At 70.7% G+C, this 22,991-nt stretch carries 22 protein-coding genes; 20 read left to right on the top strand and 2 right to left on the bottom strand.

What is annotated here, in order from left to right:
* Positions 1–3: 3 nt before the first annotated feature.
* The gene (zapE, locus tag ACO2TI_RS20375) at positions 4–1,101 is read left to right on the top strand and encodes a cell division protein ZapE (RefSeq protein ID WP_423287008.1); all 1,098 of its coding nucleotides are present in this window, start codon (positions 4–6) and stop codon (positions 1,099–1,101) included.
* Positions 1,098–1,745: a hypothetical protein gene (locus tag ACO2TI_RS20370; protein WP_423287007.1), complete on the top strand. Its 648-nt coding sequence runs from the start codon at positions 1,098–1,100 to the stop codon at positions 1,743–1,745. The genes zapE and ACO2TI_RS20370 overlap by 4 nt, the downstream gene beginning before the upstream one ends.
* Before the next feature lie 9 nt (positions 1,746–1,754).
* Here the strand turns inward: ACO2TI_RS20370 and ACO2TI_RS20365 are convergent, their stop codons facing one another.
* Positions 1,755–2,519, bottom strand: a complete 765-nt coding sequence (locus ACO2TI_RS20365; protein ID WP_423287006.1) for a PP2C family protein-serine/threonine phosphatase — start codon at positions 2,517–2,519, stop codon at positions 1,755–1,757.
* A gap of 84 nt (positions 2,520–2,603) precedes the next feature.
* On the opposite strand from ACO2TI_RS20365, the gene ACO2TI_RS20360 reads away from it, so the two are divergent.
* Complete coding sequence (locus ACO2TI_RS20360) at positions 2,604–2,807, top strand: YdcH family protein (RefSeq protein ID WP_423287005.1); 204 nt, start codon at positions 2,604–2,606, stop codon at positions 2,805–2,807.
* Positions 2,804–4,792: an ATP-dependent DNA helicase gene (locus ACO2TI_RS20355; RefSeq protein WP_423287004.1), complete on the top strand. Its 1,989-nt coding sequence runs from the start codon at positions 2,804–2,806 to the stop codon at positions 4,790–4,792. Before ACO2TI_RS20360 ends, ACO2TI_RS20355 begins: the two co-directional genes overlap by 4 nt.
* A 69-nt stretch (positions 4,793–4,861) precedes the next feature.
* On the opposite strand, the gene ACO2TI_RS20350 is transcribed toward ACO2TI_RS20355, so the two are convergent.
* Positions 4,862–5,707, bottom strand: a complete 846-nt coding sequence (locus tag ACO2TI_RS20350) for an outer membrane protein assembly factor BamD (protein ID WP_423287154.1) — start codon at positions 5,705–5,707, stop codon at positions 4,862–4,864.
* Between the two features lie 54 nt (positions 5,708–5,761).
* Between ACO2TI_RS20350 and ACO2TI_RS20345 the strand changes: the two genes are divergently transcribed.
* From ACO2TI_RS20345 to hflC, 16 genes are all read left to right on the top strand, one after another.
* On the top strand, positions 5,762–6,760 hold the full coding sequence (locus ACO2TI_RS20345) for an RluA family pseudouridine synthase (RefSeq protein ID WP_423287003.1): 999 nt from the start codon (positions 5,762–5,764) through the stop codon (positions 6,758–6,760).
* Between the two features lie 235 nt (positions 6,761–6,995).
* Positions 6,996–7,799 carry an SMC-Scp complex subunit ScpB gene (scpB, locus tag ACO2TI_RS20340; RefSeq protein WP_423287002.1) on the top strand — a complete coding sequence of 268 codons (804 nt, stop codon included), beginning with the start codon at positions 6,996–6,998 and terminating at the stop codon, positions 7,797–7,799.
* Between the two features lie 5 nt (positions 7,800–7,804).
* A complete protein-coding gene (rluB, locus tag ACO2TI_RS20335; protein WP_423287001.1) occupies positions 7,805–9,775 on the top strand; it encodes a 23S rRNA pseudouridine(2605) synthase RluB in 1,971 nt (656 codons plus the stop codon).
* A 101-nt stretch (positions 9,776–9,876) separates the two neighbouring features.
* Positions 9,877–10,302 (top strand): nucleoside-diphosphate kinase, encoded by a 426-nt coding sequence (gene ndk / locus ACO2TI_RS20330; RefSeq protein WP_423287000.1) that lies wholly within the window; start codon positions 9,877–9,879, stop codon positions 10,300–10,302.
* Positions 10,303–10,343: 41 nt separating this feature from the next.
* Positions 10,344–11,522 (top strand): 23S rRNA (adenine(2503)-C(2))-methyltransferase RlmN, encoded by a 1,179-nt coding sequence (gene rlmN / locus ACO2TI_RS20325; RefSeq protein ID WP_423286999.1) that lies wholly within the window; start codon positions 10,344–10,346, stop codon positions 11,520–11,522.
* Positions 11,519–12,355, top strand: a complete 837-nt coding sequence (pilW, locus tag ACO2TI_RS20320; protein ID WP_423286998.1) for a type IV pilus biogenesis/stability protein PilW — start codon at positions 11,519–11,521, stop codon at positions 12,353–12,355. The genes rlmN and pilW overlap by 4 nt, the downstream gene beginning before the upstream one ends.
* Positions 12,348–13,328, top strand: coding sequence for a helix-turn-helix domain-containing protein (locus tag ACO2TI_RS20315; protein WP_423286997.1), 981 nt, complete (start codon positions 12,348–12,350; stop codon positions 13,326–13,328). Before pilW ends, ACO2TI_RS20315 begins: the two co-directional genes overlap by 8 nt.
* Positions 13,328–14,602: a flavodoxin-dependent (E)-4-hydroxy-3-methylbut-2-enyl-diphosphate synthase gene (gene ispG, locus ACO2TI_RS20310; protein WP_423286996.1), complete on the top strand. Its 1,275-nt coding sequence runs from the start codon at positions 13,328–13,330 to the stop codon at positions 14,600–14,602. The genes ACO2TI_RS20315 and ispG overlap by 1 nt, the downstream gene beginning before the upstream one ends.
* A gap of 41 nt (positions 14,603–14,643) precedes the next feature.
* Positions 14,644–15,945 (top strand): histidine--tRNA ligase, encoded by a 1,302-nt coding sequence (gene hisS / locus ACO2TI_RS20305; RefSeq protein WP_423286995.1) that lies wholly within the window; start codon positions 14,644–14,646, stop codon positions 15,943–15,945.
* A gap of 90 nt (positions 15,946–16,035) precedes the next feature.
* Positions 16,036–16,689 carry a YfgM family protein gene (locus ACO2TI_RS20300; protein WP_423286994.1) on the top strand — a complete coding sequence of 218 codons (654 nt, stop codon included), beginning with the start codon at positions 16,036–16,038 and terminating at the stop codon, positions 16,687–16,689.
* 5 nt (positions 16,690–16,694) lie between these two features.
* Positions 16,695–17,825: an outer membrane protein assembly factor BamB gene (bamB, locus tag ACO2TI_RS20295; protein ID WP_423287153.1), complete on the top strand. Its 1,131-nt coding sequence runs from the start codon at positions 16,695–16,697 to the stop codon at positions 17,823–17,825.
* A gap of 2 nt (positions 17,826–17,827) precedes the next feature.
* Complete coding sequence (gene der, locus ACO2TI_RS20290) at positions 17,828–19,177, top strand: ribosome biogenesis GTPase Der (protein ID WP_423286993.1); 1,350 nt, start codon at positions 17,828–17,830, stop codon at positions 19,175–19,177.
* A gap of 66 nt (positions 19,178–19,243) precedes the next feature.
* Positions 19,244–19,489, top strand: a complete 246-nt coding sequence (gene hfq, locus ACO2TI_RS20285) for an RNA chaperone Hfq (protein ID WP_423286992.1) — start codon at positions 19,244–19,246, stop codon at positions 19,487–19,489.
* A 49-nt stretch (positions 19,490–19,538) separates the two neighbouring features.
* Positions 19,539–20,771, top strand: coding sequence for a GTPase HflX (hflX, locus tag ACO2TI_RS20280; RefSeq protein WP_423286991.1), 1,233 nt, complete (start codon positions 19,539–19,541; stop codon positions 20,769–20,771).
* 122 nt (positions 20,772–20,893) lie between these two features.
* A complete protein-coding gene (hflK, locus tag ACO2TI_RS20275) occupies positions 20,894–22,063 on the top strand; it encodes an FtsH protease activity modulator HflK (RefSeq protein WP_423287152.1) in 1,170 nt (389 codons plus the stop codon).
* 21 nt (positions 22,064–22,084) lie between these two features.
* Entirely contained in the window at positions 22,085–22,975 is an 891-nt protein-coding gene (gene hflC / locus ACO2TI_RS20270; protein ID WP_423286990.1) for a protease modulator HflC, read from the top strand.
* Positions 22,976–22,991 lie beyond the last annotated feature (16 nt).

The following is a 22,991-nucleotide window of genomic DNA, read 5'->3' as shown; positions in this document are numbered from 1 at the left end:
GCCGTGGGAGTCCGCGCGCTGTACGAGCGCTCGCTCGCGGAGCGCGGCTACCGCAGCGACGCGGCCCAGCTCGCCGCGATCGACGCCCTCGAGCGCTGCGAGAACGAGTGGATCGACTACAAGGCGCGGCGCAGCAACGCGGTGACGCGGCTGCTGCGCCATCCGCCGTTGCCGCGCGGCGTCTACATGTGGGGCGGCGTGGGGCGCGGCAAGAGCTTCCTGATGGAATGCTTCTTCGAGTCGGTGCCGCTGCTGCGCAAGACCCGGCTGCACTTCCACGAGTTCATGCGCGAGGTGCACCGCGAGCTGCAGGACCTCAAGGGCACGGTCAATCCGCTCGACGAGCTGGCGCGGCGCATCTCGCGCAAGCACCGGCTGATCTGCTTCGACGAGTTCCATGTCGCCGACGTCACCGATGCGATGATCCTGCATCGCCTGCTCGAGGCGATGTTCGCGCATCGGGTCAGCATCGTGACGACGTCGAACTTCCACCCCGACGGCCTGTACCCGAACGGCCTGCACCGCGACCGCATCCTGCCGGCGATCGAGCTGCTCAAGGAGAAGCTCGAGATCGTCAACGTCGATGCCGGCACCGACTACCGGCGACGCACGCTGGAGCATGTGCGGCTTTACCACACGCCGCTGGGACCCGAGGCCGAGGCTGCGCTCGAGTCCACCTTCGAGCAGCTTGCCGAGGTGCGCGACATCGATCCGGTGCTGCACATCGAGCATCGCGCGATCCGGGCGCGCCGTCGTGCCGGCGGCGTGGTCTGGTTCGACTTCAAGGAGCTCTGCGGCGGCCCGCGCTCGCAGAACGACTACCTCGAGATCGCGAGCCAGTTCCACACCGTCATCGTCTCCGGCGTGCCGGCGATGTCGCCGCGGCTGGCCTCGGAGGCGCGGCGTTTCACCTGGCTGGTCGATGTGCTCTACGACCGGCGCGTCAAGCTGGTGCTCTCGGCGGCGGTGTCGCCTGAGCAGCTCTACACCGAAGGTCCGCTCGCGCACGAGTTCCCGCGTACCGTGTCTCGGCTGGTGGAGATGCAGTCGTCCGAGTTCCTCGCGCTCGCGCATCGCGAGGTCGATACTGCCTTGACGTGATCCACGCCCCAAGCACCTTCGAGCGGTCCGGCAAGACCGGAACCGTGGCGGCCGTCTGGCTCGCCCGTGCGGTGGCGTTCACGCTGGTCGTCGCGTCGATGAGCGCGAGCCTCGCCGTGGAGCCCGAAGCGGCCGAGCGCGCCGCACTGGCCCACCAGCGCGCCGCCGTGCGGGAGCGCGCGGCGGCCGAGGAGCGCGAATGCGCATTGCGCTTCGCGGTGAATGCCTGCCTCGACGACGTGCGCGCGCGGCGCCGCGAAGCGCTGGCGCCGATCGAGGCGCGCGACGCCCAGCTCGATGCGGTGATGCGCCAGCGCCGCGCGCAAGAACGACGCGAGCGCATCGACGAGAAGCAGGCCGAGCGCGCACGCCGCGAGGCCCGCGCGAGCGAAGCGCAGCCGCCTCAGCCCTTGGAGGGCCTGCCTGCAAGGCCGCGGCCGAAGGCGCAGCCGGCGTCGGCCCACGCCGCGGCCGCGGAGCCTACGCCGGCCGAGCGCTCGGCGCGCGAACAGGCCGCGCGCGGGCGCTTCGAGGAGAAGCAGCGAGAAGCCGCGACGCACCGCGAGCAGATCGAGCGGCGCAATGTCGAGGCGAGCAAGCCGGCTGCGCAGCCGCTGCCGCCGGTGCCGGCGGCCTCCCGCTAGCTCAGGCGCTCACAGCGCCTCGATGCGAACGAGGGCGAGCGAGAGGTTGTCGCCGCCGCCGCGCGCGCGATGGCGCGCCTTGCCGATCAGCATCTCGCTGGCCTCGCGGGGCGGCAGCGTGTGCACGATGGCGCCGAGTTCGCGCGGCGTGAAGTAGTGCCACAGGCCGTCGGAGCAGGCCAGCAGCGAATCGCCGATCTCGAGCCGGCCGACGTGGTGCAGCGTGATCGGCGGGTCTTGCTGCGTGCCGAGGCAGCCGGTCAGCAGGTTGGCCTGCGGGTGCGTGTTGGCCTCGTCTTCGCTGATCTGGCCTTCGTCGACCAGGCGCTGCACGAAGGAGTGGTCGCTGGTGCGGCTGACCATGTCGGGGCCGCGAAAGTGGTAGACGCGGGAATCGCCGGCATGAACGATGTGGCAGTCGCGCGAGGGATCGATCAGGATCGCGGCGACCGTGCTGTGCGGCTCTTCCTCGGCCGTGATCGCGGTGAGCTTGATCATCAGGTGCGATTCGAGCACCAGCTGCTTGAGCGCCTCGGCGGGGTCGTCACGCATCGGCGTGTAGCGCTCGAACAGCTGCTTGGCGGTCAGCAGCACCTGATCGGCCGCCTTGCGCCCGCCGCTCTTGCCACCCATGCCGTCGGCGACGATGGCCAGCAGGCAGCCCGGTACCCGTGCGTGCGGCAGGATCTCGACTTGGTCCTGCTGGTACATCCGGTCGCCGCGGTGAAGGCCCGTGGCAGCGGCGAGGCGGTGACCGGAGGTGGGTGGCGTCATGGCCGGAAACTATAATCGCTCGCCTGCAAAACGGCCGCGCGGCTTCCCTCGTGAGGCATTCAGTGTGGCGTCCGTTGAACGTCGATGGACGATAACCTGCACTCCCCTCAGCGCCGCCTGATCGAACTGCGCATCGAACACGCCGACCTCGACGGCCTGATCGATCGCGCCGCGCTGCAATCGCCGCTCGACGACCTGATGCTGCGTCGCCTGAAGAAGCGACGCCTGGCGCTGCGCGACCAGATCGCGCAGCTCGAAGCCCGGCTCGAGCCGCCCGAGCCGGCATGACCGACGACCATCGCGACAGCGCACTCGCCGCTGCCGTTGCGCGTGCTTTCGCGGCCGATGGCGCGCTCGCCGAGGTCGACGCCGGCTATCGCCCGCGCGACGCGCAGCAGCGCATGGCGCAGGCCGTGGCCGAGGCGATCGACGCCGACGAGGTGCTGGTGGCCGAGGCCGGCACCGGCGTCGGCAAGACCTTTGCCTACCTCGTGCCGGCGCTGCTGTCCGGCAAGCGCGTGATGGTCAGCACGGCCACCAAGAGCCTTCAGGACCAGCTCTTCCTGCGCGACCTGCCGCGGCTCGCCGGCGCCCTCAAGGTGCCGGTGACGATCGCGCTGCTCAAGGGCCGCGCGAGCTACCTCTGCACGCACCGACTGGCGCAGGCGCGCGACGACGCGCAGCTGTCCGACCGCCTGTCACTGCGCACGCTGGCCAAGATCGAGGCCTGGGCGCAGGGCACGCGCACCGGTGACCTCGCCGAACTCGACGGGCTGGACGAGCGTTCCCCGGCCATACCGCTGGTCACGTCGACGCGCGAGAACTGCCTGGGCAGCGACTGCCCGCAGTACCGCGGCTGCCACGTGATGAAGGCGCGCCGCGACGCAATGGCGGCCGACGTCGTCGTCGTCAACCACCATCTCTTCTTTGCCGACCTGGCGCTGCGCGACACGGGGCTGGCCGAGCTGCTGCCGTCGGTCGAGGTCGCGGTGTTCGACGAGGCGCACCAGCTGCCCGAAGCCGGCGTGGCCTTCCTCGGCACCGTGCTCGGCAGCTCGCAGGCGATCGACCTCGCGCGCGACCTGCTCGCCGCGGGCCTGTCGCAGGCGCGCGGCCTGCAGCCCTGGAACGACCTCGCCGCCGCCATCGACCGCGCGGCGCGCGACCTGCGCATCGCGAGCGCCGGCACGTTGCGCGACGTGCGCGCCACGATCAAGCTGCGCTGGGAAGAGCGCGCCGGCCGGCCGGGCTTCGAATCGGCGCTGGCCGCGCTGGGTCAGGTGGCGCGCGATGCCTCGCTGGCGCTCGACGCGGTCGCCGAGATCGGGCCCGACTTCGATCGCCTGGCGGAGCGCGCGCGCGTGCTGTCGCAGCGCGCCTCGGGCTTTGCGCTCGAGGCCGCGCCGGGCCGCGTGCGCTGGATCGATCTCGGCGCGCAGTCGGTGCGCCTGGTCGAGTCGCCGCTCGACGTGCGCGAGGCGATGCGCACGCAGATCGAGGCCGCGCCGCGCGCTTGGGTGTTCACGTCGGCCACGCTGGGCGCCGAACCGACGCTGGCGTGGTTCACCGCGCAGGCCGGCCTCGACGACGCGCGCACATTGCGCGTCGACAGTCCGTTCGACTATCCGAGCCACGCGCGGCTGTACGTGCCGCAGCGCTTTCCCAAGCCCAACGAGCCCGGCCATCCGTCGGCGGTGGCGCGGCTCGGCGCCGCCTGCGCGCGCGCTGCGGGCGGGCGCAGCTTCGTGCTGACGACCACGCTGCGCTCGCTGTCGCAGGTGGCCGAGGCGCTGCGCGACGACTTCGCCGCCGCGGGCGACGGCATCGAGGTGCTCGTTCAAGGCAGTGCGCCCAAGCGAGCGCTGCTGCAGCGCTTCGTGTCGGCGTCGCGGGCTGTGCTGGTCGGCTCGCAGAGCTTCTGGGAAGGCATCGACGTGCCCGGCGACGCGCTGCAGTGCGTCGTGATCGACAAGCTGCCGTTTCCGCCGCCGAACGATCCGCTGGTCGAGGCGCGCGTCAAGCGCATCGAGTCCGAGGGCCGCAGCGCCTTTGGCGAGTACTTCGTCGCGGAGGCGGCGATCTCGCTGAAGCAGGGCGCCGGCCGGCTGATCCGCAGCGAGACCGACCGCGGCCTGCTCGTGATCTGCGATCCGCGCCTGGCCGCCAGCAGCTACGGCCGCCAGCTGATCGCGGCGCTGCCGCCGATGACGCGCGTGCCCGACGAGGCCGGCGCGCTCGACTGGCTGGCCGAGATCGCCGCCACGCCGGCCTGAGGCGCCGGAAACGACGAGGGGCCCGAAGGCCCCTCGCTGATTCGCGTCACTCGCGGCTCCGGCGCTGCGTCACCAGAGCTGCCACCAGGCCTTGGGCGCCGCGACCAGGCCATCCTTCAGGAACCTGCTGTCGGGAAAGTTCTGCACCAGCACCCGCTGCGCGTCGTCGCGCAGCTGCGGCAGGCCGAGCTGGTCGTAGCTCATCGCCATGATGTAGAGCGCTTCCTCGACAGCCGGCGAACGCTGGAACTCCTGCACCGCCTGCTGCGCGCGGTTGGCCGCGGCGATGTAGGCGCGGCGCTTGTAGTAGTAGCGCGCGACGTGCACCTCGTACTGCGCGAGTGTGTTGACGATGTAGTTCATGCGCAGCGCCGCGTCGCTCGCGTAGCGCGATTGCGGGAACTGCGTGACGAGCTGGCGAAACGACTGGTAGGCGTCCTTGGAGGCCTGCTGGTCGCGTTCCGAAAGGTCCTGGCCGGCCAGGCTGCCGAGCAGGCCGAGGTTCTCGTTGAAGTTGATCAGGCCTTGCAGGTAGTAGGCGTAGTCGATTGCCGGGCTCGAGGGGTTGAGCTTGATGAAGCGGTCGATCGTGGACTGCGCCTGCGCCTTCTCGCCGCCCTTGTAGTAGGCATAGGCGAGGTCGAGCGTGGCCTGCTGGGCCAGCGGCGTGCCGGCCGCGCGCGCCTCGACGCGCTCGTAGAGCTTGGCGGCGCGGTCCCAGTTGCCGTTGGAGGCGTCGTCGCGGGCCTCTTCGTACAATTTGTCGGTGGCCATGCCGGCCGTCTCGTCCTTCTCGAGCGAGCCGCAAGAGGCCATCAGAACGGCCATCGCCGCGAGACCCACCGCGCGCGCCCAGGCCCGTGCGCCGTGCCCCACCAGATCCTGCGCGCTCCGCGAAGAAGCGCTCGACCGCATCCACATCATTGCCACACCGTGCGGCTGGGCCGCATCGAAGAAAGCGCAAAGTATATGAGCCGAGCCACGCTCGACTGGCCAGCGGCGCCGGGAGAGGACGATGCCGCCGCGCCGGACGACGACGCGTTCGAGCTGCGCGAGGGCCAGGTCGACGCTGCCGGACACGGCGAGCGGCTGGACCGCTGGCTGGTGGCGCTCGCGCCCGAGTTCTCGCGCAGCTACCTGCAGCAGCTGATCGAAGCCGGCGAGGTCTGCGTCGACGCCGCCGCGCAGCGCACGCCGGCCAAGCGCCTGTCGGCCGGCCAGCGCGTCGCGGTGCGCCTGGTGCCGACACCGCAAAGCCGCGCCTTTCGCGCCGAGCCGATGGCCTTGGCGGTGGTGCACGAAGACGAGCACCTGCTCGTGATCGACAAGCCGGCCGGGCTGGTCGTGCACCCGGCGGCGGGCCACTGGTCCGGAACACTGCTCAATGGCTTGCTGGCCCACCACGCCGGCGCGGCCAGCCTGCCGCGCGCGGGCATCGTGCACCGGCTCGACAAGGACACCAGCGGCCTGATGGCGGTGGGTAAGACGCTGGCGGCCGTGACCGCACTGGTGCGCGCCATCGCAGCGCGCGAGGTGCACCGCGAGTACCTGGCGATTGTGCACGGCGAGCCGCGCGAGGCGGCCTTCACGGTCGATGCGCCGATCGGCCGCGACCCGGCGTCGCGCGTACGCATGGCCGTCGTTGCTTCCGGCAAGTCGGCGCGCACCGACGTGCAGTGCCTGGCGAGCGGGGCGATCGAAGGCGGGCGTGCCAGCGTGGTGCGCTGCACGCTGCACACCGGGCGCACGCACCAGATCCGCGTGCATCTGGCGTCGCGCGGACATCCGCTGGTGGCCGACGCGCTGTACGGCGGCGCACCGGCGCTGGGCATGTCGCGCCAGGCGCTGCATGCGCGGCGGCTGGCCTTCGAGCATCCACACGATGCACGCGCACTGCGCTTCGAGGCGTTACCGCCGGCCGACTTGCGGTCTGCCTGCCACGCGATTTCGCCGATGCTCGACGTATGAGCGCACTCCGCTACAATCGGGGCCTCGCCGGTTGCAAGTCCCGTTCGTGACGAACGGACGCCAGTCCGATGCGAGCCGGCCGAAGCGCTTCAAGAACAAGAGCAACAACTGGGCTACGCCGGCAATGCGGGAACCGCGGCGCCTCGAGTAACAGGCCCCGATCGGTGACCCCGACCCCAACGGTTCCGCTTTCACCCGACCCGGGCATTGAATGCCCGAGGCTGTAACGGACTCCATGAATACACAGGATGCAAAGCGCGTCCTCGAGACCGCGCTCATCTGCGCACAGCAGCCGCTGCCGCTGCGCGAGATGCGCTTGCTGTTCGACGATCAGCTCGCGCCCGACACGATCCGCTCGCTGCTCGACGAACTCACGCGCGACTGGGAAGACCGCGGCGTCGAGCTGGTGGCGCTGGCGACCGGCTGGCGCTTCCAGAGCCGCCCCGAACTGCGCGAATACCTCGATCGGCTCAACCCCGAGAAGCCGCCGAAGTACAGCCGCGCGACGCTCGAGACGCTGGCCATCATCGCGTACCGCCAGCCGGTCACGCGCGGCGACATCGAGGACATCCGCGGCGTCACCGTGAGCAGCCAGATCATCAAGCAGCTCGAGGACCGCGGCTGGGTCGAGACCATCGGCCACCGCGAGGCACCGGGCCGTCCGGCGCTGTTCGCGACGACGCGCCAGTTCCTCGACGACCTCGGCCTCGCCTCGCTGGAGCAGTTGCCGGCCCTCGATGGTTCGCCGCAGGCGATGGCCGCCCTCGCCGAGGCCCTGCCCGGCGGGGACGAGCAGCCCTCGCTGCTGGACGGCCTGGGTGAGGCCGCCGCAGAGCAGGCGCCGCAGGGCGCGGAGGGCAGCGCGGCCGACCAGCCGGTGCCCGAGCCGAGCGAAAGCGGCGACGAGACCGTCGCACCGCTCGCCGAGCCCGCCGACACCGACGCGGTGCACGACACCGCTTCCACCGACGACACGACCGAGCCGGACGAGCCTCCGGCCGCCGACGAGCCCACCCCCGAGGCCCCCGCGCAAGCATGAATCCGATGAACGACCTGCCCGTGGACGGCACCGCGCCGATCGACAGCCCGGCGCCTGCCGAAGCGACGGACGCCGCGCCCGCACCGGCGCGCAAGCGCACCCGCAAGTCCGCTGCCGCGGCCACCGAGCCCGCGGCAACGACCGAGGCGCAGGCCGCGCCGGAGAGCGCCGAGGCGGCACCGGCCAAGCCGGCGCGCAAGCGTCGCACGGCCAAGGCTGCGCCCGAGGAGGCCGTGGCCGTCGAGCCGGTGGCCACGGCCGCGCAGCCGCAGCCGGCATCGACCGTCGAGCCGATCGTCGAGGCGAAGGCGTCGCCGGTCGACGCCGCGCCCGAAGCGGCCCGCGAGGCAGCCGAGCCGCAGGCGGCCGAGCGCGAGGGCGACGCTGAAGGTGAAGGCCATGGCGAGGGCCAAGGCGAAGGAGACGGCGAGCGCCGCGGCCGGCGCGGCCGCAACCGTCGCCGCGGTCGCGGCGGCGAGACTGCAGGCGATGCGCCGCCGGTGCCGACCGTGGCCGTCGCCGCCGAGGCGGCGAAGGAGCGCTTCGCCGACGTCCTCTCCGAGAGCTGGGATACCGAGACCGCGGCCGAGGAGGCCCCGGCCGCCGCTTCCGACGCCGAAGCGGAGCAGGGCAAGCGCGTGCTGCGCCCCGAGCCCGAGGCGCCCAAGCTGCACAAGGTGCTGGCGCAGTCGGGCATCGGCTCGCGCCGCGACATGGAGCAGCTGATCGCCGACGGCCGCGTGACCGTGAACGACGAGGTCGCGCACCTGGGCATGCGCATCACCTTCGGCGACCAGATCAAGGTCAATGGCAAGCCGGTCAAGGTGCGTATCGCGCCGCCGCCGGCGCGCGTGCTCGCCTATCACAAGCCGGTCGGCGAGGTCGTCACCTTCAACGACCCCGAGGGCCGTCCCACGGTGTTCCGCAACCTGCCGCGCCTGGCCAACGGCAAGTGGCAATCGGTCGGCCGCCTGGACATCAATACCGAGGGCCTGCTGCTGTTCACCACCTCGGGCGAACTGGCCAACCAGCTGATGCACCCGCGCTTCGGCGTCGAGCGCGAGTACGCGGTGCGCGTGCTCGGCACGCTCGAGCCCGAGCAGCGCGCGCAGCTGCTCGAGGGCGTTGAGATCGAGGGCCAGACCGCGGCGTTCAAGTCGATCGAGGACGGCGGCGGCGAGGGCGTCAACCGCTGGTATCGCGTCGTCATCACCGAGGGCCGCAACCGCGAGGTGCGCAAGCTGTTCGACAAGGTCGGCCTCGGCGTCAGCCGCCTGATCCGCATCCGCTACGGCACCGTGGTGCTGCCGCGCGGCCTCAAGCGCGGCGTGTGGGTCGAGCTCGACGACAACGACGTGCGCGCGATCCGCCGCCTCGCCCATCCGGGCGGCGCCCAGCCTTCGCCTCAGCCCCAGCAGCAGCGCCAGCAGCCCGGTGGCAAGGGCCCGCAGCAGCGCGGCAAGGGCAGGAACGACCGCAACGACCGCAACGACCGTGGCCCGCGCGGTCAGCGCCAGGGCGAAGCCCGGCGCGACGAGCCGCGCGCCACGGACGAGGGCGGACACGAGGAAGACTTCGGCCGCATCCCGAATCCGCTCGAGCAGACCTTCGACCGCCGCTTCGCCAAGGGCGGCCGGCGCGGTCCCGCCCAAGGCTTCGGCCATGCGACGCCGCAGCACGAGGACGACGCCTTCGCCCCGCCGGGAACCATCCCGAACCCGCTGGAACAGACCTTCGACCGTCGCTTCGCCAAGGGCTCCAAGCGCATCACCGCCGGCTTCGGCCGGCCGGACTCGGGTCAACCGCAAGGCGGGCCGCAACAGGGTCGCCGCGGTGGCGGTGGCCCGAAGCAGCCGGACCCGATGCAGACCTCGGTGGGCTACATCGGCGCCGACGCTTACTTCAACAAGGGCGGCGGCAAGGGGCGTCGTGGCGGCGGTGGGGGTGGTGGCGGCCGCGGCGGGCGCGGGCGCTGAGGCGCCGACGCGAGCCTGCGATGCCCGTTCGCACATCGGCGCCCAACGTTCGAGCGCTAGAATTGCAAGCTTTGCTAAATCCTTGATTCCTGGAGAAAAAGATGGCCGTTGAACGCACCCTGTCGATCATCAAGCCGGATGCGGTCGCGAAGAACGTGATCGGTCAGATCTACGCGCGCTTCGAAGGCGCGGGCCTGAAGATCGTCGCCGCGAAGATGGTGCACCTGTCGCGCGGCGAAGCCGAGCAGTTCTACGCGGTGCACAAGGCGCGTCCGTTCTTCAAGGACCTCGTCGACTTCATGATCTCGGGCCCGGTGATGATCCAGGCGCTCGAGGGCGAGAACGCGATCGCCAAGAACCGCGAGCTGATGGGTGCCACCGATCCCAAGAAGGCCGAGAAGGGCACGATCCGCGCCGACTTCGCCGACAGCATCGACGCCAATGCCGTGCACGGCTCCGATGCGCCCGAGACCGCTGCCGTCGAGGTGGCGTTCTTCTTCCCCGGCATGAACGTCTACAGCCGCTGAGGACGCGTCGGGTGCGGCCTGCCGCACCCGCTTCCACGACGATGACCGCGGTCAACCTGCTCGACTTCGACCTCGACGCACTGGCCGCGTATTGCGAGCAGCTGGGCGAGAAGCGTTTTCGCGCCACCCAGCTGTTCCGCTGGATCCACCAGAAGGGCGCGCGTGACTTCGCGCAGATGTCCGACCTGGCCAAGTCGCTGCGCGACAAGCTCGCCAGCCGCGCCGAGATCCGGCCGCTGCCGGTGATCTCCGAGCACGTTTCCGCCGACGGCACGATCAAGTGGCTGTTCGACGTGGGCGGCGGCAATGCCGTCGAAAGCGTCTTCATCCCCGAGGACGACCGCGGCACGCTGTGCGTGTCGTCGCAGGCCGGCTGCGCGGTCGGCTGCCGCTTCTGCTCGACCGGCCACCAGGGCTTCTCGCGCAACCTGAGCACCGGCGAGATCGTCGCCCAGCTGTGGTTCGCGGAGCACGCGCTGCGTGCGCGCTTCAAGACCGCCGAGCGCGTCATCAGCAACGTCGTGATGATGGGCATGGGCGAGCCGCTGCAGAACTACGCGGCGCTCGTGCCGGCGCTGCGCACGATGCTCGACGACCACGGCTATGGCCTGTCGCGCCGCCGCGTGACGGTCAGCACCTCCGGCGTCGTGCCGATGATCGACCGGCTGCGCAAGGACTGCCCGGTCGCGCTCGCCGTCTCGCTGCATGCGCCGACCGACCCGCTGCGCGACGAGCTGGTGCCGATCAACCGCAAGTATCCGATCAAGGAACTGCTCGAGGCCTGTCAGCGCTACCTCGAGGCCGCGCCGCGCGACTTCATCACCTTCGAGTACTGCATGCTCGACGGCGTGAACGACAGCGACGCGCAGGCGCGCGAACTGCTGGCGCTGGTCGGCGAGCGCGGCCCCGCCGGCCGCGTGCCGTGCAAGTTCAACCTGATCCCGTTCAACCCGTTCCCTGCCTCGGGCCTCAAGCGCTCGGGTGCGGCGCGGGTGCAGGCGTTCGCGCAGGTGCTGATCGACGGCGGCCTGGTCACGACCGTGCGCAAGACGCGCGGCGACGACATCGACGCCGCCTGCGGACAGCTCGCCGGCGAAGTGCAGGACCGCACGAACGCCGCGACGCGCATGGCCGGCGCACGCCAGCGCGCGAAGATGGTGCCCATCGCCGTGCAGGCGCCGGGCGGCAGCGATATCCACAACGAAGGGACGAGTCGATGAGCAGCCTGTTGGGGGCGAAGCGCCTGGAGTCGATGACCAGGTGGCTGGCGGGAGTGGCATTGGTCGGCGCACAGATCGGCGCGCTGGGCGTGGCGCTGCCGCTGCCGGCCGCAGCGCAAGGCGCGGGCGAGCGCTCGACGTCCTCTGACGAGTCCGATCCCCAGCGTCGCGCGCGCATCCGCATGCAGCTGGCCTCGAGCTACTACGCCGACGGCCAGCTCGCGACGGCGCTCGATCAGGTCAAGCTCGCCCTGGCCGCGATTCCCGACCTGCCCGAGGCCTACAACCTGCGCGGCCTCATCTACGCCGCGCTGGGCGATGACGCGCTCGCCGCCGAGAGCTTTCGGCGTGCGCTCGATCTGCGCCCGCAAGACGGCGACACGCTGCACAACTTCGGCTTTTTCCTGTGCCAGCGCGGCCGCTATGCCGAAGCCGAGACCTATTTCGATCGTGCGCTGAACGCGCCGCAATACCGCAGCAGCAGCCGCACGCTGCTGGTGCAGGGCGTGTGCCAGTCGCGCGGCGGCGACCTCGCGCGCGCCGAGGCCACGCTGACGCGCGCCTACGAGCTCGACGCCGGCAATCCCGCCACCGCGGTCAACCTCGCCGACGTGCTCTATCGCAAGGGCGAGTTCGAACGCGCGCGCTTCTACGTGCGCCGCGTCAACGGCCAGACCGAACTGCAGAACGCCGAGTCGCTGTGGCTGGCGGCCCGCATCGAGCGCAAGCTGGGCAACGACTCCGGCGCGCGCGACTTCGGCAACCAGCTGCGCGACCGCTATCCGCAGTCGCGCGAGGCCGCGGCCTTCGGCCGGGGAAGCTTCGATGAGTGACGAGGCCAGCGCCGGCTCGGCCGCCGGCAGCGCCGGTTCGCTGCTGCGCGAAGCGCGTGAACGCCAGGGCATGCACATCGCGGCGCTGGCCGCGGCGTTGAAGGTCGCGCCGCGCAAGCTGGAACTCATCGAAGCCGACCGCTACGACGAGCTGCCCGACGCCACCTTCGTGCGCGCCCTGGCGCTGAGCATGTGCCGTGCGCTGCGCATCGATGCGCAGCCGGTGCTGATGCGCCTGCCGCAGGCCGCGGACCGTCGTCTCGAAGACGTCACCCGCGGGCTGAACCAGCCGTTTCGCGACCGTGCCGCGATGAGCGACGCGATCGAGTGGCAGCGTTATCTCAGTGCCCCGGTGATCGGCGCGCTGCTGCTGGTGGTCGCGGCGGTCGTGCTCTACCTGCTGCCCAGTCGCAGCTGGTGGCCGACGCGTGCCGATGCGCCGGTCCCGGCGAGCGCCAGCGGCGTGGCGGCCGGCCAGACTGCCGTCGTTGCGCCTTCGGGTGCCAGTGAGGCGGAGGGCGGCAGCGGCGTGCTGGCCGAGCTGGCCGCCTCGGCGGTCCAGGCGGCGGCCTCGGTGATCGCGCCGCCGGCGTCGGCGCCCGCGCAGCCTCCCGTGCCGCAGCCGCCGACGGCGCCCGCGGCGACCCCGACGGCCGCGCCGCCTGCGGCCGCGACACCGGTGGCCGCCGCGTCGGCGGCCGCGGGGCCTGCGGCTTCGACCGCGCCCGCGCTGGTAACAGGCGTGCTGAAGATGTCCGCCCAGGCGGAGTCCTGGGTCGAGGTGCGCGACCGCGATGGCCGCGTGATCGTGCAGCGCACGCTCGCTGCGGGCGAGAGCGTCGGCGCCGACGGCGCCTTGCCGCTGCGGGTGACGGTCGGCAATGCCGCCGCCACGCAGCTCGAGTTTCGTGGCCAGCCGGTGGCGCTGGTGCCGCTCACGCGCGACAACGTCGCGCGCCTGGAGTTGAAGTGATGTCCGTGACGAGCGAAGCGCTCTCTTCGGCCGACGAGGCCATCGCCGCGGCGCGGCCCGCTGCCCGCCGAAGCCGCCAGGCGCGCGTGGCCTGGGGCGACAACGTCGTCACGATCGGCGGCGACGCGCCGGTGCGCGTGCAGTCGATGACCAACACCGACACGGTCGACGTGATCGAGACCGCGATCCAGTGCAAGGAGCTCGCGCAGGCCGGCTCGGAGCTGGTGCGCATCACGGTCAACACGCCCGAGGCGGCGCAGGCCGTGCCGGCGATCCGCGAGCAGCTCGACCGCATGGGCATCGCGGTGCCGCTGGTGGGCGATTTCCACTACAACGGCCACCGGCTGCTGAGCGAGTTTCCCGAGTGCGCCGCGGCGCTCTCCAAGTACCGCATCAACCCGGGCAACGTCGGCAAGGGCGACAAGCGCGACCGCCAGTTCGCGATGATGATCGAAGCGGCGCTCAGGCACGACAAGCCGGTGCGCATCGGTGTCAACTGGGGCAGCCTCGACCAGGAACTGCTGGCCGCGCTGATGGACGAGAACGCACGGCGCGCCGAACCCTGGGATGCGCAGCAGGTGATGTACCAGGCGCTGGTGCAGTCGGCGCTGGATTCGGCCTCCTACGCGGTCGAGCTCGGCATGGACCCGGGCCAGGTGATCCTGTCGTGCAAGGTCAGCGGCGTGCAGGACCTCGTGAGCGTCTACCGCGCGCTGGCGAAGCGCTGCGACCATCCGCTGCACCTGGGCCTCACCGAAGCCGGCATGGGCACCAAGGGCACGGTGGCCTCGACGGCGGCGCTGTCGCTGCTGCTGCAAGAAGGCATCGGCGACACGATCCGCGTGAGCCTCACGCCGCAGCCGGGGGAGTCGCGCACGCAGGAGGTGGTGGTGGCCACCGAGATCCTGCAGGCGCTGGGCCTGCGCGCGTTCAACCCGAGCGTGACGGCGTGCCCCGGCTGCGGGCGCACGACGAGCACCACGTTCCAGGAGCTCGCCAAGCAGATCGACGACTTCCTGCGCGCGCAGATGCCGGTGTGGAAGGCGCGCTACCCGGGCGTCGAGAACCTGCGCGTCGCGGTGATGGGCTGCATCGTCAACGGCCCCGGCGAGAGCAAGCATGCCGACATCGGCATCAGCCTGCCGGGCACCGGCGAGGCACCGGCCGCGCCGGTCTTCATCGACGGCGAGAAGGCGCTGACGCTGCGCGGCGACGGCATCGCGCAGGAGTTCCACCGCATCGTCGAGCAGTACATCGAGCGTCGCTTCGGCTGACCCCGGGCCTGCGCGGGCCCGCTTTCCGTTGTCCAGATCACATGGCTGAGAAGATCCAGGCCGTCAAAGGCATGAACGACCTGCTGCCGCCCGAATCGGCGGCGTGGGAGTGGTTCGACGAGCAGGTGCGCCGCGTGATGCGCGCGCACGGCTACCAGTTCGTCCGCACGCCGATCGTCGAGCCCACGGCGCTGTTCGTGCGCGGCCTGGGCGAGGTGACCGACATCGTCGAGAAGGAGATGTACTCCTTCGAAGACAGCATGAACGGCGACAAGCTCACGCTGCGCCCCGAAGGCACGGCCGGCGTGGTGCGCGCGATCACCGAGCACAACTTCCTCTACGAAGGCGGCAGGCGGCTTTGGTACGCCGGCCCGATGTTCCGCCACGAACGGCCCCAGAAGGGCCGCTATCGCCAGTTCCATCAGGTCGGCGTCGAGGTGCTGGGCTTTCCGGGGCCCGACGTCGACGTCGAGATCATCCTGCTGCTGCGCGCACTGTGGCGCGCGCTGGGCCTGTCGGTGGGCGAGGGCTGCGACGTGCGGCTGGAGATCAACAGCCTGGGCGAGCCCAGCGAGCGCCAGGCGCACCGTGCCGCGCTGATCGCGCACTTCGAACAGCACGCCGACCTGCTCGATGCCGACGCCAAGCGCCGTCTGCACAGCAACCCGCTGCGCATCCTCGACACCAAGAACCCGGCGATGCAGGGCGTCGTCGAGTCGGCACCGAAGCTGATCGACTTCCTCGGCGAGGCTTCGCTCGCGCACTTCGCCCAACTGAAGGCCGCGCTCGACGCGGCCGGCCTGCCGTACCGCGTCAATCCGCGCCTGGTGCGCGGCATGGACTACTACAACCTCACGGTGTTCGAGTGGGTCACCGAGCGCCTGGGCGCGCAGGGCACGGTGTGCGGCGGCGGGCGCTACGACGGTCTCGTCGAGCAGCTCGGCGGCAAGCCGACGCCGGGCGTGGGCTTCGGCATCGGCGTCGAGCGAGTGATGCTGCTGCTGGCCGAAGCCGGCGCGCTGCCGGCCGCGCCGGTGCCCGATGCCTATGCCATCGTGCCCGATGCCGCGGCGCTGCCGCGCGTGCTGGCCACGCTCGATGCGCTGCGCAGCGAGGGCGTCTCGGTGCTGCTGCATCCGCTGGGCAAGGAGGGCGCCGCGAGCATGAAGTCGCAGTTCAAGAAGGCCGACGCGAGCGGCGCGCGCTTCGCATTGATCTTCGGCGCCGACGAGCTCGCGAACGACCGGGTGGGCGTGAAGCCGTTGCGCGCGGGCGAAGGCGCCGCGCAATCGACGCAGCCGCTCGATGGCGTCGCCGCGTGGGCCGGCTTGCTGCGCGGCTGAACCGGCGCGGCGGCGCTCCATAATCCGGGGCTTTTCGATCAGCCCGCCTTCTATCTCATGGCCGCCCGCGCGGCCTCAACAGCAACAAGCATGGCGACCCATCTCGACCTCCAGGACCAGGAACAGCTCGAGGAGCTGAAGCACTTCTGGAAGCAGTACGGCAACCTCATCACCTGGGTGTTGATCCTCGCGCTCGGCGGTTTCGCGGCCTGGAACGGCTGGAACTGGTGGCAGCGCGACCGCGCGGTCAAGGCCAGCGTGATGTACGACGAGCTCGACGCCGCCGCCCAGGCCGGCGATGCCGACAAGGCCGCGCGCGTGTTCGCCGACATGAAGGAGCGCTTCGGCTCCACCGCCTTCGCCGAACAGGCCGGCCTGCTGGCCGCCAAGGTGCAGGCCGACAAGGGCCAGGCCGACGCCGCGAAGGCCAGCCTGGAGTGGGTCGTCGCGAATGCGGTCGAGGCCGAGTACAAGGTCATCGCGCAGCTGCGCCTGGCCGGCCTGCTGCTCGACCAGAAAAAGTACGACGAGGCGCTGAAGGCGCTGCCGGCCGAGACGCCGAAGGAATTCGCCGCGCTCGCGGCCGACCGCCGCGGCGACATCCTCGCCGCGCAGGGCAAGCCCGAAGAGGCCAAGGCGGCCTACCGCCAGGCCTGGGACGCGATGCCCGCCGAAGTCGATTACCGCCTCCTGATCGAAGCCAAGCTGGCCGCGCTGGGCGCCGCGCCGGAGGCTGCCAAGTGAGCCGCATGCCGATCGGCCAGCGCGTCTGCATGGCCGCGGCGGTTGCCGCGGTCGCCGTGCTGGTCGCGGCCTGCGGCAGCAGCCCGCGGCCCGACCCCACGCCGCTGGAGCCGCTCAAGCCGCAGATCGCGGGCAAGGAAGTCTGGCGCCATGCGCTGTCGAACGTGCGTTTTCCGATGCGCGTCGCGACCGCGGGCGGGCACTTCACGCTGGCCGACAGCGACGGCACCGTGCTGGCGCTGGCCGCCGACACCGGCCGCGAACTGTGGCGCGGCGATGCCGGCGCCAAGCTCAGCGCCGGCGTCGGCAGCGACGGCCGCTATGCCGCGGTGGTGACGGTCGACAACGAGCTGGTCGTGCTCGACGCCGGCAAGCCGCTGTGGCGCAGCCGGCTGGCCGCGCGCGTCGTGACGCCGCCGCTCGTGGCCGGCGAGCGCGTGTTCGTGCAGGGCATCGACCGTGCCGTGACCGCCTTCGACGTGCTCGACGGCCGCAAGATCTGGGCGCTGTCGCGTCCCGGCGGCGACCCGCTGACGCTGTCCCAGCCGGGCGTGATGCTGCCGTGGAAGGACACCCTGGTGGTCGGGCAAGGTCCGCGCCTGGTCGGCGTCGATCCGTTGAGGGGCTCGATCCGCTGGGAGACCGCGGTCGCTTCGCCGCGCGGCACCAACGAGGTCGAGCGCCTCGCCGACCTCGTGGGCCCGGCGGCGCGCATCGGCGACACGATCTGCTCGCGCGCCTTCCAGGCAGCGGTGGGCTGCGTCGCGGCCGAGCGCGGCGTGCTGCAGTGGACCAAGCCGATCGGCGGCACCGAAGGCGTGGCCGCCGACGACGACTACGTCTTCGGCGTCGACGCGAGCGACCGCATCACCGCCTGGAAGCGCGCCAGCGGCGAGACCGCCTGGACCTCCGAGCGTTTCCTGTACCGCGACCTGTCGGCTCCCGCCGTGGTCGGCCGCACGCTGGTGTTCGGCGACAAGGAGGGCTGGCTGCACTTCGTCGATCGCGCCGACGGGCAACCGCTGCTGCGCCTGTCGACCGGCAGCAAGCCGGTGGTCGGCGCACCGGTGCGCGTGGGCAGCACGCTGTTGGTCGTCACGGCCAATGGCAACGTCGTCGCCTTCCGACCCGAGTAGGCATGAAACCCGTCATCGCGCTCGTCGGGCGCCCCAACGTCGGCAAGTCGACGCTGTTCAACCGGCTCACCAAGAGCCGGGACGCGATCGTGGCCGACTTCGCGGGCCTCACGCGCGATCGCCACTACGGCGACGGCAAGCTCGGCGCGCAGGAGTTCATCGTCATCGACACCGGCGGCTTCGAGCCGACGGCCGAGACCGGCATCGTCAAGGAGATGGCCAAGCAGACGCGCCAGGCGGTGGCCGAGGCGGATGCGGTGATCTTCGTGGTCGACGTGCGCGGCGGCTTGTCGGCGCAGGACCACGACATCGCCAACTACCTGCGCACCGCCGGCAAGCGCGTGCTGCTCGCGGCCAACAAGGCCGAAGGCATGCAGGAGTCGCCACTGCTGGGCGAGTTCTACGAACTGGGTCTGGGCGAACCGCATCCGGTATCGGCCGCGCACGGGCAGGGCATCCGAAGCCTGGTCGAGGCGGCGCTCGAGGGCCTGCTGCCCGAAGAGGAGCCCGAGGACGAGGCCCTCGCCGACGGCAGCGAGGCGCGCCCTATCCGCCTTGCGGTCGCCGGCCGGCCCAACGTCGGCAAGAGCACGCTGATCAACACCTGGCTCGGCGAGGAGCGCCTGGTCGCGTTCGACATGCCCGGCACCACGCGCGACGCGATCTCGGTGCCTTTCGAGCGCAACGGCCAGCGCTACCAGCTGATCGACACCGCCGGCCTGCGTCGCAAGGGGCGGGTGTTCGAGGCGATCGAGAAGTTCTCGGTGGTCAAGACCTTGCAGGCGATCGCCGACGCCAACGTCGTCGTGCTGCTGATCGACGCCAAGGAAGGCGTTTCGGATCAGGACGCGCACATCGCCGGCTACGTGCTCGACGCGGGCCGCGCGGTGGTGATCGCGATCAACAAGTGGGACGCGATCGACAGCTACCAGCGCCAGATGCTTGAGCGCTCGATCGAGTCGCGCCTGGCGTTCCTGAAGTTCGCACCGGTGCTGCACATCTCGGCGCTCAAGCGCCAGGGGCTGGGGCCGCTGTGGCAGGCGATCGCCGACGCCTGGGCCTCGGCGACCAAGAAGATGAGCACGCCGGTGCTCACGCGGCTGTTGCACGAGGCGGTGGAGTTCCAGGCGCCCAAGCGTGCCGGCGCGTTCCGCCCCAAGCTGCGCTACGCGCACCAAGGCGGCCAGAACCCCCCGATCGTGGTGATCCACGGCACCGGCACCGATCACGTGACCGATGCCTACAAGCGCTATCTCGAAGGGCGCTTTCGCGCGCACTTCAAGCTCAGCGGCACGCCCTTGCGCATCGAACTGCGCGGGGGCCGGAACCCCTTCAATGAGAAGGACTCGTAACGCGTCAGGGGTCCGCGTGCGGGCCTGTGTTACCTTCCGAGCGTCGATTCCAACACGGAGCATATCGTGAGCAACAAAGGGCAACTCCTACAAGACCCGTTCCTGAACCTCCTGCGCAAGGAACACGTTCCGGTCTCGATCTACCTCGTCAACGGCATCAAGCTCCAGGGCCAGATCGAGTCTTTTGACCAATACGTCGTCCTGCTGCGCAACACCGTGACCCAGATGGTCTACAAGCACGCGATCTCCACCGTCGTGCCGGGCCGCGCGGTCAACTTCCACGCCAACGAGCCGGCGGACGGCGGCAACTGATGTTCGATGCGGGCGGCGCGATGCCGCCGGCGTTGCGCCGCACGCGATCTTGAGCGCCACCACTCCCTCGGCCGAGGCCCGCACGATCCTCGTCGGCGTGGATCTCGGACCGGGCAGCCCGTTCGATCCCACGCTCGACGAACTCGCGCTGCTGGCCGAATCGGCCGGCGACACGCCGGTCGCGCGCCTGACCGCGCGCCGCAAGGCGCCCGACGCGGCGCTGTTCGTCGGTGCAGGCAAGGCCGACGAGATCAAGGCGCTGGTCGAAGGCCACCAGGCCCAGGCCGTGATCTTCGACCAGGCCTTGTCTCCGGCCCAGCAGCGCAACCTCGAGCGCCATCTCGGCGTCGAGGTGCTCGACCGCGTCGGCCTCATCCTCGAGATCTTCGGCGCACGCGCCCAGAGCCACGAGGGCAAGCTGCAGGTCGAGCTCGCGCGGCTGCAGTACCTGAGCACGCGGCTGGTGCGTCGCTGGAGTCACCTGGAGCGCCAGCGCGGCGGCGTCGGTCACCGAGGCGGCCCGGGCGAGCGGCAGATCGAGCTCGACCGCCGCATGATCGGCGAGCGCATCAAGCAGCTCAAGGCGCGCCTCGACAAGGTCAAGCGCCAGCGCGGCACGCAACGCAAGTCGCGCGAGCGACACGGTACCTTCCGCATCTCGCTGGTGGGCTACACCAACGCCGGCAAGTCGACGCTGTTCAATGCGCTGGTCAAGGCGCGCGCCTATGCGGCCGACCAGCTGTTCGCGACACTCGACACCACGACGCGCCAGCTCTACCTCGAGGATGCCCAGCGCTCGGTGAGTCTGTCGGACACGGTGGGCTTCATCCGTGACCTGCCGCACACGCTGGTCGAGGCCTTCGAGGCCACGCTGCAGGAGGCGGCCGATGCCGACTTGCTGCTGCACGTGGTCGATGCCTCGAGTCCGGTGTTCGACGAGCAGATGGCCGAGGTGGAGCGCGTGCTGGGCGAGATCGGCGCGGCGCGCATCCCGCAGATCCTGGTGTGCAACAAGTCCGACCTGCTCGAGCCGACCCAGCTGCCCCGCCAGCGCGTCGACGAGATCGAGCGCGAAGGCGGGGTTCGCACGCCGCGCGTGTTCGTCAGCGCGCTCACGGGCGAGGGCTTGCCGCAGCTGCGCCGTCTGCTGTCGCAAGCCGCACTCAGTCAGCCCAGCGAGCCCGAGGCAGCGGCCGATCTGCGCTTTGACGTTGAAGACAATCACGCCGACCCCCAGATCACCGTGTCGCCGCGCACCGGCACCGACGACTCCCAAAGATGACCATGGCCTTCGACGCGACCCCCACCTTTGACCGCCCCTCGGGCGCGCGCGCCCGTGTGGCGGCCACCGCGGCGGCCGTGCGCGCGCTGCTGTCCGGCGCGGTGCGCCGGTTCGTGCCGGGCATGGCGATGAGCAACGGCCGCAACGAAGGCCCGCCCGATCTCGACGAGCTCTGGCGCGACTTCAACCGCAAGCTCAGCGGCCTGTTCGGCGGCAAGGGCGGCGGCCAGCGCCCGGAGGGCGGACCGCCGCTGCCGCCCGACATGAAGGGCGCCGGCATCGGCGTCAGCCTGATCGCCGGCGTGGTCGTGCTGATCTGGCTGGGCAGCGGCTTCTTCATCGTTCAGGAAGGGCAGCAGGGCATCGTGATGTCCTTCGGCCGCTACAGCAAGACGGTCGAGGCCGGCTTCCAGTGGCGCCTGCCGTATCCCTTCCAGTCCTACGAGGTCGTCAACGTCACGCAGCTGCGCTCGGTCGAGATCGGCCGCGGCGGCACGGTGCAAGCCACCGGCCTGCGCGACTCGTCGATGCTCACGCTCGACGAGAACATCGTCGACATCCGCTTCACGGTGCAGTACCGCCTCAAGGACTCCAAGGACTACCTGTTCGAGAACCGCAATGCCGACGAAGCGGTCGTGCTGGCCGCGGAGAGCGCGGTGCGCGAGATCGTCGGCAGGAGCAACATGGACTCCGTGCTCTACGAGCAGCGCGACGCCATCGCCACCAGCCTGGTGCAGCTGATCCAGGCCCAGCTCGACCGCCTGAAGGCCGGCATCCTGATTTCCAACGTCAACGTGCAGAACGTGCAACCGCCCGAGCAGGTGCAGGCGGCGTTCGACGATGCGGTCAAGGCCGGTGCCGACCGCGAGCGCTTCAAGAACGAAGGCCAGGCCTACGCCAACGACGTGATCCCCAAGGCGCAGGGCACGGCGTCGCGCCTGCGTGCCGAGGCCGAGGGCTACCGCCAACGCGTGGTCTCGCAGGCCGAGGGCGACGCGTCGCGCTTCCGCCAGGTCTATGCCGAGTACCAGAAGGCGCCGCAGGTCACGCGCGACCGCCTCTACACCGACACGATGCGCGACGTGTACAGCAACGTCAGCAAGGTGATGGTCGACGTGCACGGCAACTCCAACCTGCTGTACCTGCCGCTGGACAAGCTGATGCAGGCGGCCGGCGCGCCGGCCGCCGCTGCGCAGGCCTCGTCTTCGACCGTCGCGCCCGACAGCACCACGGTGCCCAGCGACGTGCGCTCGCGCGACAACGCCCGCAGCCGCGATCGCGAATCGCGCTGATCGCCGCCGGAGAACAAGACCATGAATCGAATCGGCATGATCGTTTTGGGCGCGCTGGTCGCCCTGATGGTGGCCTCGTCGACGCTGTTCGTCGTCGACCAGCGCCAGTTCGCAGTGCTGTATGCGCTGGGCGAAATCAAGGAAGTCATCGCCCAGCCCGGCCTGAAGTTCAAGCTGCCGCCGCCGTTCCAGAACGTCGTGTTCCTGGACCGCCGCATCCAGAGCCTCGACAGCCCCGAAACGCGGCCGATCTTCACGGCCGAGAAGAAGAGCCTGGTGATCGACTGGCTGGTGAAGTGGCGCGTGACCGATCCGCGCCAGTTCATCCGCAACAATGGCACCGACGTGCGCAATGCCGAGGCGCGGCTGTCGCCCATCGTTCAGGCGGCGCTCAACGAGGAAGTCACCAAGCGCGACGTGCGCGCGATGCTGTCTTCCGAGCGCGACAAGGTCATGCAAGGCGTGATCGCGCGTCTGCAGGACGACGCCAAGGCGTTCGGCATCGAGGTCGTGGACGTGCGCATCAAGCGCGTCGACTTTGCCTCCAACATCACCGAGGCGGTCTACCGCCGCATGGAGTCCGAGCGCAAGCGCGTGGCCAACGAGCTTCGCTCGACCGGCCAGGCCGAGGGCGAAAAGATCCGCGCCGACGCCGACAAGCAGCGCGAGGTGATCGTTGCCGAGGCCTACCGCGATGCCCAGAAGCTCAAGGGCGAGGGCGACGCGAAGGCCAGTGCGCTGTACGCCGACGCGTTCGGGCGTGACCCGTCCTTCGCGCAGTTCTACCGCAGCCTCGAGGCCTATCGCGCCAGCTTCCGCAACAAGAGCGACGTGCTCGTGGTAGAGCCGAACAGCGAGTTCTTCCGGGCGATGCAGGGTGCGGGTTCCGGCACGGCCGGCCCGCGCAAGTGACCGGTTCTCTTAGGCG

Source organism: Caldimonas sp. KR1-144 (assembly GCF_049446155.1).
Classification (GTDB): Bacteria; Pseudomonadota; Gammaproteobacteria; order Burkholderiales; family Burkholderiaceae_C; genus Rivibacter.
Note: the sequence above shows the minus strand (reverse complement) of the source record. Positions and strands in the feature narration are given on the sequence as shown.